The organism is Geodermatophilus sp. SYSU D00691 (assembly GCF_054050275.1).
The window spans coordinates 57,315-71,041 of sequence record NZ_JBJGYZ010000014.1; the positions used below are offsets into that span (position 1 = coordinate 57,315).

A 13,727-nucleotide genomic window follows, 5' to 3' on the forward strand; every position below is an offset into this window, starting at 1 on the left:
CGTCCTCCGGGTCAGGCCGGTTCGCGGCCGAGCAGCAGGCGGCGGCGGTGGAACTCGTAGAGGCCGTCGAAGAGCGGCCCGGAGACGGCGAGGGTGCGCCCGTCGGTGCCGGTCATCGACAGCCCGCGCAGGACGACGTCCAGTCCACGGGCCTCGGGGGCGTCGAAGCGCTCGTCGTCCAGGTCGGCCTCGTGCACGATCTCGGCGATCCGCCAGAGCACCGGGTCGGTGATCCCGTGGCGCCGGAGGATCGTCTCGAAGGAGCAGTCGCCGCCGGAGTGGCCCAGCTCGGCGCCGCGCATGTCGAACGGCGTGGCGTCGGCGGGCACCTGGGCGGGGTCGGAGACGAACACGAACTCCGCCTCGGGGTCGAGGAAGCGCCGGATCAGCCAGGCGCACGCGGCGCGGTCGATGTGCACGCCGGCCCGGGTCGCCCACCTCACCGCGCCACCGCCGTCTCCGCGGCGGCCACCGCGTCGGCGAGCTCGCGCAGCGCCGCCGCGGCGGTGTCCCGCTCGGCCGGCGGGAAGAAGTCGCGCTTGTCGATCGCCCGCCACTCGCCGCGCAGGCGGCGCAGCGCGCGGCGGCGCTCCGCCGGGTCGGCGTGCAGCGCCTCGCGGCACTCCTGCGCCAGCGACCCGTACTCCGCCGCCCGGGCCGCGGCCATCCCGGCGGCCAGCCGGCGCTCCTGCGCCTCCGACGTCGGCCGGGCGAGCCAGACGTCGGCGGTCCCGTCGCCCTCGACGACGTCGCCGGCCAGCCACTCCAGCTGCTCGCGCGTGCGCGCGTCGGCGGGCAGGGCCACCAGGCCGTCGGCGAGCTGGGCCACCCCGAGCCGCCGGAGCCGCCGCCACAGCGTCGTCCGCGGCCCGGACGGCTCGCGGGGGAGGCGGTAGGCCAGGAGCACCCACTCGCCGGGAGCCGCCGTCGTCACGGCGCCGATGCAACCACGGTTGCACTTCGGTGTCCAGCCAGGGGCGGCGTGCGGGGTCCCGTGTCTCACCGGTGTGCGCCGCGCCCACCGGCCCCCGCCGCCCCCCGACTTCGGACCGCTCGGCTGGTGGGAGCGGGTGCTGGTGGCCGCGGGGGTCATGATCTGCACGGCCGGCGTCCTGCTGGCCGGGGGAGCCGTGCCGTGGTGAGGGGACGTGGCGGAGGACGACGACTTGACGGAGTTCGTCCTCGAGCACCGCCGCGGGCGGTCGGGACGCCGCGCGGCCGAGCTGCACGACGAGTTCCTCGCGGTGCGCGACTGCCTGGTCGGGAACCGGCTTCGCGCCCGACCCGCCGGGACGCCCTCGTGCGCGCGGACGGCGAGGGCTGGGGCTCGTACGACGGGCTGCCCGGGAGCGCCGTGGTCGAGGGGGCCGGCGTCTGCCCGCTCCCGGCGGGCTGACGGTGGTGGTGTGTGCCCCCGGCAGGATTCGAACCTGCGCACCCGCCTCCGGAGGGCGGTGCTCTATCCCCTGAGCTACGGGGGCTCGTGTCGGTGGGGCAGGGGAGAAGTTACCAGCCGCCCCGGACCGACCTGCGCGCGCCCGTCACGGTGCCGGCAGCGGGTTGCCGCCGCGCGCGGTGAGCATGGCCGCCATCGTCGTCGTCTCGGCGTCCTGCGTGTCGGCGATCCGGCCGGCCAGCGTGCTGACGGCCCGCACCTCGGCGTGCTCCGCGGCGTGCTCGGCCATCTCGAAGCCGCCCTGGTGGTGCCGGATCATCAGCTGCAGGAAGCGGACGTCGAACGCCGTCCCGGTGAGCGACCCGAGCTCGCGCAGCTCCTCCTCGGTGGCCATGCCGGGCATGAGACCGCCGTCCGCGGCGTCGTGGTCGTGCCCGGACGCGCCCATCCAGGCCATGGGCTGGTCGCCGTTCTGCGACAGACCCCACAGCGACAGCCAGCCCTGCATGCGGCCGGCCTGGTTGGTCTGGGTGGACGAGATGTCGAAGGCCAGCTGCCGGACCTCCGGGTCGGACGTCCGGCTCAGCGCGAGGTTGGCCATCTCCACGCCCTGCAGGTGGTGGCGGGACATGTCGCGCGCGAAGCCCGCCTCCACGGAGTCGGCCGTCGGCGGCTCGTCGCGGCCGACGCCGAGCGCGACCGCGCCGCCGGCGCCGAGCAGCAGCAGCGCGACGCCGATCACCGCCAGCAGGGCGGTCCGCAGGGGACTGCGCCCCGGCGCGGCGGCGGGGGGCTGCTCGGCGGTCTCGGTCGGCTCGGCGGTCATCGTCATCTCAGGGGGTGCCGCTGCTGCTCTCGGCGGTCGGCGTGGTCGCCATGTCGCTGGACCCCACCGGCGCGCTCTCCTGGCCGGCGACCAGCGGGCTGGCCGCGAACTGCGGGTTCTCGCAGCTGGCGCCGATCTCCGGGTAGGCGTTGTCGACCTCGGAGTTGAAGGTCATCAGGTCGGCGAACTGCTCGACGCGCTCGTCGGTGGCTGAGTCGACCTTCAGCTGGTGGTTCCACGACTGGAGGCTGACGGCGGTGTCCAGGCCGGCGTACGGCGACAGCATGCGGCCGGCCTCGCCGTCGACCAGCTCGGCCAGCCGGTCGATGTCGTCCTGGCTGACCAGGTCGGGGTTGTAGGTGATCCAGACGGCGCCGTGCTCGAGGCTGTGCACCGCGTTCTCGTGGCGGACGTCGACGGTGTAGACGGTCCCGGTGCAGTCGGCCCAGACGCCGTCGTGCGGCCCGCCGACCGGCGGGGACTCGGTGTACTCGACCGGGGTGGTGACGTGCTGCTGGCCGGCCGCGTACTCGAAGGCCTGCACGCCCTCGATCTCGTCGATCGACGTCACGCGGCCCTCGTTGGCCTCGTTCACCCGGATGGTCGCGTAGGTGATGACCGCGGCGGCGAAGAGGACGACGGCGACCGCCGCGGCGATGAGGCCCCAGGGCTTGCGCTGCGCCGTGACGACCTGCGTCGGCGGCCGGGTGCGGCCGCCCTTGCGCGCGGTGCCGCTGCCGGCGCCCGCTGGCCGGGAGCCGCTCGAGCTGCCGGACCGGCTCGACCCCCCGCGGGTCTCGCCGCGCGTCGCGCGGGCGTTGTCGGGCTTGCGGTCCTTGGCCAAGGCCACTCCTCGTGCTGGGCGCGGTCGCGCCGCTGTCGTCGGGCGCAGAGGCCCTCCATCCGCGCGGGAGTCTAGGTCGGCATGCTGTGCGGACCGCGGAACCGCAGGACCTCCGGCCCGGGACGTCCGACACACGGCGGCCGGGGCCGGACGGCCGCTCAGTACGCTCGACCGGTGACACCCGAGCAGCTGCGCGACGTCGTCCGGACCGCCGTGGCCGCGGCCGTCGACCGAGGCGCGCTGTCGGTCGAGGTCCCCGACGACGTCCTCGTCGAGCGCCCGAAGAACCCCGAGCACGGCGACTACGCCACCAACGTGGCCCTGCGCCTGGCGAAGGCCGCCGGCCGCCCGCCCCGCGAGGTGGCCGAGGCGCTGGCCGCCGAGCTGCGGGCGCACGACGGCATCGCGTCGGTCGACATCGCCGGCCCCGGCTTCCTCAACCTGGTGCTGGCCAAGGACGCCCTGGGCCAGATCGCCGTCCGGGCCGTGACGGCGGGGGAGGCCTACGGCCGCACCGACGTCCTCGCCGGGCAGCGGCTGAACCTGGAGTTCGTCTCGGCCAACCCGACCGGGCCGGTGCACATCGGCGGCAGCCGGTGGGCGGCGGTCGGCGACGCGATCGGCCGGCTGCTCGAGGCCAGCGGGGCCGCGGTGACCCGCGAGTACTACATCAACGACGCGGGCGCCCAGATCGACCGGTTCGCGCGCAGCCTGCAGGCCGCGGCCAACGGCCGGCCGGTGCCCGAGGACGGCTACGGCGGCACCTACATCGCCGACATCGCGGCCTCCGTGGTGGCCGAGGTGCCCGACCTGCTCGCCCGCGACGAGGCCGAGCAGGTGCAGGTCTTCCGCGACCGCGGCGTCGCGCTGATGCTCGACGAGATCCGCCGGTCGATGGTGGACTTCGGCGTCGTCTTCGACGTGTGGTTCAGCGAGAAGTCGCTCTACGAGACCGGCGCGGTGGACAAGGCCATCGCCCGGCTGCGGGAGCAGGGGCACGTCTACGAGGCCGACGGCGCGGTGTGGCTGCGCACGACCGACTTCGGCGACGACAAGGACCGCGTCCTCGTCAAGGCCGACGGCGAGACGACGTACTTCGCCTCCGACTGCGCCTACTACCTCGACAAGCGGGCGCGGGGCTTCGACAAGGCCGTGATCATGCTCGGCGCCGACCACTCCGGCTACGTCGGGCGCTACAAGGCCCTGGTCGCCGCCACCGGGGACGACCCGGCGCAGAACCTCGAGATCCTCATCGGCCAGCTCGTCAACCTGCTCCGCGGCGGCGAGCCCGTCCGCATGAGCAAGCGGGCCGGTACGATCGTGCTGCTGTCCGACCTCGTCGACGCGATCGGCGTCGACGCCGCGCGGTACGCGCTGGCCCGGGCCTCGGTCGACCAGCAGATCGACATCGACATCGACCTGTGGAGCCGGCAGACCAGCGACAACCCGGTTTTCTACGTGCAGTACGCGCACGCCCGGATCGCCTCGGTGCTGCGCAACGCCGCCGATCTGGGGCTGCCGCTGGGCGAGGCCGGCGCCGTCGACACCGCGCAGCTGTCGCACCCGCGGGAGGGCGACCTGCTGCGGGCGATCGGCGAGTTCCCGCGGGTGCTCTCCACCGCGGCCGAGCTGCGGGCGCCGCACCGCGTCGCCCGCTACCTCGAGGAGCTGGCCGGCACCTACCACCGCTTCTACGACAACTGCCGGGTGCTGCCCCGCGGCGACGAGGAGGTGGGCCCGCTGAACACCGCGCGGCTGTGGCTCTGCGCCGCCACCGCGGTCGTGCTGCGCAACGGGCTGGGCGTCCTCGGCGTCTCCGCGCCGGAGCGGATGTGAGGGCGCACCCTGCGGGTCCCCTGCACGGGAACCTGCAGCAGCCCACGCCGGCCGGTCCGCCGCCGGCCGACCTCGGCGTGGTCGACCCGCATGTGTGGCCGCGCACGGCCGAGCGGGTCGACGGCGAGCTGCACCTCGGCGGCCGGCCGGTGACCGAGCTGGCCCGCGAGCACGGCACCCCGCTGTTCGTGCTCGACGAGTCCGACTTCCGCGGCCGGGCCGCCGACTTCGCCGCGGCCTTCGACGGCGCCGACGTCCACTACGCCTCCAAGGCGTTCCTGTGCGGGCAGGTGGCCCGCTGGATCGCCGAGGACGGGCTGCACCTCGACGCCTGCTCCGGCAACGAGCTGGCCCTGGCGCTGGCGGCCGGCTTCCCGGCCGCGCGGATCGCGCTGCACGGCAACAACAAGTCGCTGCTCGAGCTGCGCATGGCCGTCGAGGCCGGGATCGGCCGGATCGTGCTCGACTCCTTCGACGAGATCGAGCGGCTGGTCCCGCTGGCCGCCGCGCGCGTGGCCGCCGGGGGCGCTCCGGTCGCCGTCCTCGTCCGGGCCACCGTCGGCATCGAGGCGCACACCCACGAGTTCATCGCCACCGCGCACGAGGACCAGAAGTTCGGCTTCTCGCTGGCCACCGGCGACGCGCTGACCGCCGCGGTCCGGGTGATCCGCGAGCCGGCGCTGCACCTCGCCGGCCTGCACAGCCACATCGGCTCGCAGATCTTCGACACCGCCGGGTTCGAGGCCGCCGCGCACCGCGTCGTCGGCCTGCTCGGGCAGGTCCGCCAGGCCACCGGCGAGGCGCTCGGCGAGCTCAACCTCGGCGGCGGGTTCGGCATCGCCTACCTCTCCGACGACGACCCGGTGAGCCCGCACGACGTCGCGGCGAGGCTGCGCGCCGTCGTGGCCGCCGAGTGCGCGGCGCTGGACCAGCCGGTCCCGCGGCTGGCCGTCGAGCCCGGGCGGGCCATCGCCGGGCCGGGCACCGTCACCCTGTACGAGATCGGCACGATCAAGCCGGTCCGGCTCGGGGCCAGCGGCACGCCGGGTGCGCCGCTGGTGCGCAACTACGTCTCCGTCGACGGCGGGATGAGCGACAACATCCGCACCGCCCTCTACGACGCGGCCTACACCTGCGTGCTGGCCAACCGCACCTCCGACGCCCCGCCCGCGCTGTGCCGGGTGGTGGGCAAGCACTGCGAGAGCGGCGACATCCTGGTCCGCGACCTGTGGCTGCCCTCCGACGTGCAGCCCGGCGACCTGCTGGCGGTCGCCGCCACGGGCGCCTACTGCTGGTCGATGGCGAGCAACTACAACTACCTGCTCAAGCCCCCGGTGGTGGCTGTGCGCAACGGCACTGCCACCGAGGTGGTGCGGCGTCAGACACTGTCCGACGTGTTCGCCCTCGACGCGGTCCTGGCCGACGTGCCCGCGCCCACCCCCGCCCCCTCCCAGCCGGCGCCCGAGCACGCGGTGGTGCGGTCGTGACGCCGGCGCTGCGCGTCGCGCTGCTGGGCTGCGGCACCGTCGGCTCGGCGGTGCTGCGGCTGATCGCGGAGCAGGGGGAGGACCTCGCCGCCCGCATCGGCCGCCGGGTCGAGGTGGTGGGGGTCGCCGTCCGCCGTCCCGACCACCACCCCGACGTCCCGGCGGAGCTGCTCACCACCGACGCCGAGGCGCTGGTCACCCGCGACGACGTCGACCTCGTCGTCGAGGTCATCGGCGGCATCGAGCCGGCGCGCACCCTGCTGCTGGCCGCCTTCGAGGCCGGCAAGCCCGTGGTGAGCGCCAACAAGGCGCTGCTGGCCGAGGACGGCGTCGCGCTGCACGCCGCCGCGGCCAAGGCCGGCGTCGACCTGTACTACGAGGCCGCCGTCGCCGGCGCGATCCCGCTGCTGCGTCCGCTGCGCGAGTCGCTGGCGGGCGACCAGCTGCGGCGCGTCGTCGGCATCGTCAACGGGACGACGAACTACATCCTCTCCCGCATGGCCGAGACCGGCGCCGGTTTCACCGAGGCGCTGGCCGAGGCCACCGAGCTCGGGTACGCCGAGGCCGACCCCACCGCCGACGTCGACGGCTTCGACGCCGCCTCCAAGGCCGCGATCCTCGCCTCGCTGGCGTTCCACACCCCGGTCTCCGGCACCGACGTCTACCGCGAGGGCATCTCGGCGGTGACCGCGACCGACGTCGCGCGGGCCGCCGAGATCGGCTGCGTGGTCAAGCTGCTGGCCATCTGCGAGCGGGTGGCGGGGGAGGACGGCGACTCGGTGGCCGTCCGCGTGCACCCGGCGATGATCCCGACCTCGCACCCGCTGGCCGGGGTCAACGGCGCGTTCAACGCCGTGTACGTCGAGGCCGAGGCGGCCGGGCAGCTGATGTTCTACGGGCAGGGCGCCGGCGGTGAGCCCACGGCCAGCGCCGTCCTCGGCGACCTGGTCGCGGTGGCGCGCAACCGGCTGGCCGGTGCGCCCGGCCCGGCCGTCACCTCCTACGCGGGGCTGCCCGCGCGGCCGATCGCCGAGACCCCGACCCGCTACCACGTGAGCCTCGACGTCGCCGACCGCCCGGGTGTGCTCGCGGCGGTCGCGCACGAGTTCGCCGAGCAGGGGGTCAGCATCGCGACCGTCCGCCAGGACGGGCACGGTGACGCCGCCACGCTCGTGATCGTCACCCACAGCGCCCCGGACGCCGCCCTGTCGGCGACGGTCGCCGCGCTGCAGGGGATGCCCGCGGTCCGCGGGGTGACCAGCGTGCTGCGGGTGGAGGGCCTGACGTGACCGGGCGCGCGAGGTTCCGCGGGGGCAGAGCACCGTCGGGCGTGACGACGACGAGCGTCAGCGAGGAGTTGTCGTGACCGTTCCGAGGACCGTCTCGCCGTTCTGGCCGGGGCTGATCGAGGCCTACCGCTCCCGGCTGCCGGTCAGCGACACCACCCCGGTGGTGACGCTGCAGGAGGGCGCGACCCCGCTGGTGCCCGCGCCCGAGATCTCCCGGCTGACCGGCTGCGAGGTCTACCTCAAGGTGGAGGGCGCCAACCCGACCGGCTCCTTCAAGGACCGCGGCATGACGATGGCCATCACCAAGGCCGTCGAGGAGGGGTCGCAGGCGGTCATCTGCGCCTCGACCGGCAACACCAGCGCCAGCGCCGCCGCCTACGCCGCGCGCGCCGGCCTGGTCTGCGCCGTCCTCGTGCCGCAGGGCAAGATCGCCACCGGCAAGCTCGCCCAGGCGCTGGTCCACGGCGCCCAGCTGCTGCAGGTGCAGGGCAACTTCGACGACTGCCTGGCGCTGGCCAGCAAGCTGGCCATCGACTACCCGGTCAGCCTGGTCAACAGCGTCAACCAGTACCGGATCGAGGGGCAGAAGACCGCCTCGTTCGAGGTCGTCGACGTGCTCGGCGACGCCCCCGACGTCCACTGCCTGCCGGTGGGCAACGCCGGCAACATCACCGCCTACTGGCAGGGCTACCGCGAGTACGCCGCCGACGGGCCGGCGACGAAGCTGCCGCGGATGTGGGGCTTCCAGGCCGCCGGCGCCGCGCCCATCGTCACCGGCCAGGTGGTCGAGCAGCCGACGACGATCGCCACCGCCATCCGCATCGGCAACCCGGCGTCCTGGACCAAGGCGCTGGCCGCCCGCGACGAGTCCGGCGGCCGGATCGACGCGGTCACCGACCGGGCGATCCTGGCCGCCTACCGGCTGCTCGCCCGCAAGGAGGCGGTGTTCGTCGAGCCGGCCTCGGCGGCCTCGGTCGCCGGGCTGCTGCAGGTCGCCCAGGCGGGAGAGCTGCCCGCCGGCTCGCGGGTGGTCTGCACCGTGACCGGCAACGGGCTCAAGGACCCGGAGTGGGCCATCTCCGGCGCGCCCGCCCCGGTGTCGATCCCGGTGGACGCGGGCGCGGCCGCGGCCCAGCTGGGCCTGTGACGGCCGGCGTCCGGGTCCGGGTGCCCGCGACCACCGCGAACCTGGGTCCGGCGTTCGACTGCGCCGGCCTGGCGCTCTCGCTCCACGACGTCCTGGAGTTCACCGTCACCGACGGCGGGCTGTCGGTCGAGGTGACCGGCGTCGGCGCCGGCGAGCTGCCCACCGACGAGTCGCACATGGTGGTCCGCGCGTTCCGCGCCGCCTGCGACCAGCTCGGCTGGGCCCCGCGAGGGCTGCGGCTGTCGGCCGCCAACGAGATCCCGCAGGGGCGGGGGCTGGGCTCCTCGGCGGCCGCGGTCGTCGCCGGCGTGTACGCCGCCTGGGCGCTGTGCCCCGACGTCGGGACCGTCGACGGCGACGCGGTCCTGCGGCTCACCACCGAGCTCGAGGGGCACCCCGACAACGTGGCCGCGTGCCTGCTCGGCGGCGCCACCCTCTCGTGGCTGACGGCGGACGGCGCCCGCGCCGACAACTTCGACGTCGCCCCCGACATCGCCCCGGTCGTGTTCGTGCCGGCCACCACCCTGTCGACGCACGTGGCCCGCGGCCTGCTGCCGCAGGTCGTGCCGCACGCGGACGCCGCGTTCAACGCCGGCCGGGCCGCGCTGCTGGTGCACGCGCTGACGCGGGAGCCGGGGTTCCTGCTCGAGGCCACCGAGGACCGGCTGCACCAGCGGCAGCGCGGCGCCGCGATGCCCGCGTCGCTCGAGCTCGTCGACCGGCTGCGGGCGGCCGGGCACGCCGCCGTCGTCTCCGGCGCCGGCCCGAGCGTGCTGGCTCTCGCCCGGCGTCCCTCCGTCGCCCGGGTGACCGAACTCACCCCCACGGGGTGGCAGGCGCTGCCGCTGGACGTCGATCCGACCGGCGCGCGCGTACTCTCGGTGCAGGGCGCTCGTGGAGCAGAGGTATCGTCCTGATAACGAGGAACACGCCGGGACCGACCGGTGTTGTCGTGTCCGTGGGTCGCGTCTAGGCTCACGACGTAGCCGCCCCCAGGGGCGAGCCTCGCGCGGGGCGTTGCAGACGAACACCATCCGTCGCCGCTGATCCGCCTCGCACCCATGAGATCCGTCTTCTTCGGTGTCCCCTCTTCCCGACGGAGCCGACGAGGACGGGTCACCCCCTGCGCCAGTGGGCGCAGGTCACCGCAGGGAAGGACCTGTACGTGAGTGAAAGCACCGACCTCGCCGTGACCGGCGCGCAGGACGCGCCCGGCTCGAGCGGGGCACCTGCCGCTTCTGGGACGGCGGGACGTTCCCGTCGCCGCGGCAGCGGGCTGTCGGGGATGCTGCTGCCCGAGCTGCAGCAGCTGGCAGCCGAACTGGGCATCACCGGCACCGGCCGGATGCGCAAGGGCGACCTGGTCGCCGCCATCTCCGCCCGCCAGGTCGGGAGCGAGGCCAACGGCTCCGTGCCGGCGCCCGCCGCCCCCGCCGAGGGCACCGTGAACGGGCGCACCGGCGCCCCCACCGCGGCCGAGCCGCTGGAGGCCCCGGTCAGCGGCGGCGCCAACTCCGGTCCGGTCGTGGGTGACACCGCGGGCGCTCCCGCCCGCCGGCGCCGCGGCGCCAGCCGGCCCGCCGGCTCCCCGTCCGCCGAGGACGCCCCCGAGGCGCCCGCCGCCGAGGCCCCCGCGCCCGTCGAGAGCGCGGCGCCGGCCGACACGGCCACGCCCGCCGAGGAGCGCACCGACGCCGACCGGCCGGCGCGTTCCCGTGACCGCGACCGGAACCGTCGCGACAACCGGGACGGCGACCGCGTCGAGGGCGACCGTCCGGCGCGCACCCGCGACCGCGACGGTGGCCGTGCCGAGAACCGCGACGGTGGCCGAGCCGAGGGCCGCGACGGTGGCCGTGCCGAGGGCCGCGACGGTGGCCGTGACGGCGGGCGCACGGAGAACCGCGACGGCGGCAACCGCGGCCCCGACCGCGGCGACCGCCCGGCCAACCGGAGCGACAACCGCACCGACCGCGGTGACCGCACCGACCGCGACGGCGGCCGCAACGACCGCGACGAGGACGACGACGACTTCGAGGGCGGCCGCGGCCGCCGCGGGCGCCGCTACCGCGACCGCAACCGGCGCGGGCGCGACCGCTTCGACCAGACCGAGCCGACCATCAGCGACGACGACGTGCTGCTGCCGGTCGCCGGCATCCTCGACGTCCTGGACAACTACGCCTTCGTGCGCACGTCCGGTTACCTGACCGGCCCGAACGACGTCTACGTCTCGCTGTCGCAGGTGCGCCGCTACGGCCTCCGCCGCGGCGACGCCATCACCGGCGCCGTCCGGCAGCCGCGCGAGGGCGAGCGCAAGGACAAGTACAACGCCCTCGTCCGCCTCGACACGGTCAACGGCCTGGACCCCGAGCAGGCGCGCCAGCGCCCGGAGTTCCACAAGCTGACCCCGCTCTACCCGCAGGAGCGCCTGCGGCTGGAGACCGAGGCGCACCAGCTGACCACCCGGGTCATCGACCTGGTCATGCCGATCGGCAAGGGCCAGCGCGCGCTGATCGTCTCGCCGCCGAAGGCCGGCAAGACGATGGTGCTGCAGGCGATCGCCAACGCGATCACCCGCAACAACCCCGAGTGCCACCTCATGGTCGTCCTCGTCGACGAGCGGCCCGAGGAGGTCACCGACATGCAGCGCTCGGTGAAGGGCGAGGTCATCGCCTCGACCTTCGACCGGCCGCCGTCGGACCACACCACGGTCGCCGAGCTGTCCATCGAGCGGGCCAAGCGCCTGGTCGAGATGGGCCACGACGTCGTCGTCCTGCTCGACTCGATCACCCGCCTGGGCCGTGCCTACAACCTGGCGGCCCCCGCCAGCGGGCGCATCCTCTCCGGCGGTGTCGACTCGACCGCGCTGTACCCGCCCAAGCGGTTCCTGGGTGCGGCCCGCAACATCGAGCACGGCGGCTCGCTGACGATCATCGCCTCGGCGCTGGTCGAGACCGGGTCCACCATGGACACGGTCATCTTCGAGGAGTTCAAGGGCACGGGTAACGCGGAGATCAAGCTCGACCGCCGGCTGGCGGACAAGCGGGTCTTCCCGGCCGTGGACGTCAACGCGTCGGGCACGCGCAAGGAGGAGATCCTCATGTCGCCCGACGAGCTGGCCATCCTCATCAAGCTGCGGCGGGTGCTCTCCGCGCTGGAGCCGCAGCAGGCCCTCGAGCTGCTGCTCGACAAGCTGCGGAAGACCCGCAACAACGTCGAGTTCCTCATGCAGATCCAGAAGACGACGCTCGGCCCGGGCAACGACTAGAAGGACCCCCTTCCTCCCCGGCCCTCGCGCGCTCGGGCCGGGGCCCTGGAAGGGGGCCGTTCCAGCCCCCCACCACGATCAGGGATACTGGTCGGCCGAGCCCGCCGGGCGGGGGCGGAATGCACCGCCGTCCGCCCGCGTTCGACCCGGTGAACCACACAGACTTCGCAGAAGAGGCGACTTCATGAAGCCCGACATCCACCCGGCCTACAACGTCACCACCGTGACCTGTGGCTGTGGCAACACGTTCCAGACCCGCAGCACCGCCCCGAACGGTCAGCTGACCGTCGAGGTCTGCTCGGCCTGCCACCCCTTCTACACCGGCAAGCAGAAGATCCTCGACACCGGTGGCCGCGTCGCCCGCTTCGAGAAGCGGTTCGGCAAGCGCACCGCCGGCGCCGGCAAGTAGCGACCCGCACGGCGCCCGTGCCCACCCCGCGAGGGTGGGGACGGGCGCCGTTGCCATGTCCGCACCCGTCCACCGGTGCTTCATCGCGATGAAGCACCCGGGCTTGATCGCGATGAAGCGCACTGGGAGGCGACCGAGATGACCTCCGGCACCGAGGCCGGCACCGACCGGCTGGCCGGGCTGCTCGCCGAGCACGCCTCGCTGGAGGTCGAGCTCGCCGACCCGGCCGTGCACGCCGACCAGTCCCGCGCCCGCCGCCTGGGCCGGCGCTACGCCCAGCTCGCGCCGGTCGTCGAGACGGCCCGCGCCCTGGACAGCGCCCGCGACGACCTCTCCGCCGCCCGCGAGCTGGCGGCCGAGGACGCCTCCTTCGCCGCCGAGGCGACCGCGCTGGAGGGCCGCATCGACGAGCTGTCCGACCGCCTGCGCGAGCAGCTGCTGCCCAAGGACCCCGACGACGACAAGGACGTCATCCTCGAGGTCAAGGCGGGGGAGGGTGGCGCCGAGTCGGCCCTGTTCGCCGGCGACCTGCTGCGCATGTACCTGCGCTACGCCGAGCGGCGAGGCTGGTCGGCCGAGGTCATCGACGCCGTCGACGCCGAGCTGGGCGGCTACAAGGACGTGAGCGTCGCGATCAAGGCCCGCGGCGACGAGGGCATCTGGTCGCGGCTGAAGTTCGAGGGCGGCGTCCACCGCGTGCAGCGGGTGCCGGTCACCGAGTCGCAGGGCCGGATCCACACCTCCGCCGCCGGCGTGCTGGTGCTGCCCGAGGCCGAGGAGGTCGACGTCACCGTCGACCCGAACGACCTGCGCATCGACGTCTTCCGCTCCTCGGGCCCGGGCGGGCAGAGCGTGAACACCACCGACTCCGCCGTCCGGATCACCCACCTGCCCACCGGCATCGTGGTCAGCTGCCAGAACGAGAAGAGCCAGCTGCAGAACCGCGAGTCGGCGCTGCGCATCCTGCGCTCCCGGCTGCTCGCCGCCGCCCGCGAGGAGGCCGCCGCCGCGGCCAGCGACCAGCGGCGCAGCCAGGTGCGCACGGTCGACCGCAGCGAGCGGGTGCGCACCTACAACTTCCCGGAGAACCGGATCTCCGACCACCGCGTCGGCTACAAGGCCTACAACCTCGACCAGGTGCTCGACGGCGACCTCGACGCCGTCATCGACGCGCTCGACCGCGCGCACACCGCCGAGCTGCTGGCGGCCGGCTCCTGAAGACCCGCAC

General features: G+C 74.7%; 13 protein-coding genes and 1 tRNA gene. 9 read left to right on the forward strand and 5 right to left on the reverse strand.

The window, feature by feature from the left end; all coding sequences use genetic code 11:
- Positions 1-11 precede the first annotated feature (11 nt).
- Entirely contained in the window at positions 12-443 is a 432-nt protein-coding gene (locus ACI797_RS12425) for a chromate resistance protein ChrB domain-containing protein (protein ID WP_456858936.1), read from the reverse strand.
- Complete coding sequence (locus ACI797_RS12430; RefSeq protein WP_456858937.1) at positions 440-934, reverse strand: Chromate resistance protein ChrB; 495 nt, start codon at positions 932-934, stop codon at positions 440-442. The genes ACI797_RS12425 and ACI797_RS12430 overlap by 4 nt, the downstream gene beginning before the upstream one ends.
- A 73-nt stretch (positions 935-1,007) precedes the next feature.
- On the opposite strand from ACI797_RS12430, the gene ACI797_RS12435 reads away from it, so the two are divergent.
- The gene (locus ACI797_RS12435) at positions 1,008-1,142 is read left to right on the forward strand and encodes a hypothetical protein (RefSeq protein WP_456858938.1); all 135 of its coding nucleotides are present in this window, start codon (positions 1,008-1,010) and stop codon (positions 1,140-1,142) included.
- Positions 1,143-1,409: 267 nt separating this feature from the next.
- Here the strand turns inward: ACI797_RS12435 and ACI797_RS12440 are convergent.
- From ACI797_RS12440 to ACI797_RS12450, 3 genes are all read right to left on the reverse strand, one after another.
- Positions 1,410-1,481, reverse strand: a tRNA-Arg gene (locus tag ACI797_RS12440).
- Between the two features lie 60 nt (positions 1,482-1,541).
- Entirely contained in the window at positions 1,542-2,222 is a 681-nt protein-coding gene (locus ACI797_RS12445) for a DUF305 domain-containing protein (RefSeq protein WP_456858939.1), read from the reverse strand.
- A gap of 7 nt (positions 2,223-2,229) precedes the next feature.
- Positions 2,230-3,066, reverse strand: a complete 837-nt coding sequence (locus ACI797_RS12450; protein WP_456858940.1) for a DUF3105 domain-containing protein — start codon at positions 3,064-3,066, stop codon at positions 2,230-2,232.
- Positions 3,067-3,240: 174 nt separating this feature from the next.
- On the opposite strand from ACI797_RS12450, the gene argS reads away from it, so the two are divergent.
- The 8 genes from argS to prfA all read left to right on the forward strand — a co-directional run bounded on the left by argS (position 3,241) and on the right by prfA (position 13,717).
- Positions 3,241-4,902, forward strand: a complete 1,662-nt coding sequence (argS, locus tag ACI797_RS12455) for an arginine--tRNA ligase (protein ID WP_456858941.1) — start codon at positions 3,241-3,243, stop codon at positions 4,900-4,902.
- Complete coding sequence (gene lysA / locus ACI797_RS12460; RefSeq protein WP_456858942.1) at positions 4,899-6,389, forward strand: diaminopimelate decarboxylase; 1,491 nt, start codon at positions 4,899-4,901, stop codon at positions 6,387-6,389. Before argS ends, lysA begins: the two co-directional genes overlap by 4 nt.
- A complete protein-coding gene (locus tag ACI797_RS12465) occupies positions 6,386-7,678 on the forward strand; it encodes a homoserine dehydrogenase (protein ID WP_456858943.1) in 1,293 nt (430 codons plus the stop codon). The genes lysA and ACI797_RS12465 overlap by 4 nt, the downstream gene beginning before the upstream one ends.
- 73 nt (positions 7,679-7,751) lie before the next feature.
- Positions 7,752-8,825: a threonine synthase gene (thrC, locus tag ACI797_RS12470; RefSeq protein ID WP_456858944.1), complete on the forward strand. Its 1,074-nt coding sequence runs from the start codon at positions 7,752-7,754 to the stop codon at positions 8,823-8,825.
- Positions 8,822-9,742, forward strand: coding sequence for a homoserine kinase (gene thrB / locus ACI797_RS12475; RefSeq protein WP_456858945.1), 921 nt, complete (start codon positions 8,822-8,824; stop codon positions 9,740-9,742). Before thrC ends, thrB begins: the two co-directional genes overlap by 4 nt.
- A gap of 248 nt (positions 9,743-9,990) precedes the next feature.
- Positions 9,991-12,090, forward strand: coding sequence for a transcription termination factor Rho (gene rho / locus ACI797_RS12480; RefSeq protein ID WP_456858946.1), 2,100 nt, complete (start codon positions 9,991-9,993; stop codon positions 12,088-12,090).
- A gap of 184 nt (positions 12,091-12,274) precedes the next feature.
- Complete coding sequence (gene rpmE / locus ACI797_RS12485; protein WP_456542908.1) at positions 12,275-12,499, forward strand: 50S ribosomal protein L31; 225 nt, start codon at positions 12,275-12,277, stop codon at positions 12,497-12,499.
- Positions 12,500-12,637: 138 nt separating this feature from the next.
- Positions 12,638-13,717: a peptide chain release factor 1 gene (gene prfA / locus ACI797_RS12490; RefSeq protein ID WP_456858947.1), complete on the forward strand. Its 1,080-nt coding sequence runs from the start codon at positions 12,638-12,640 to the stop codon at positions 13,715-13,717.
- The last annotated feature ends 10 nt before the right edge of the window (positions 13,718-13,727 follow it).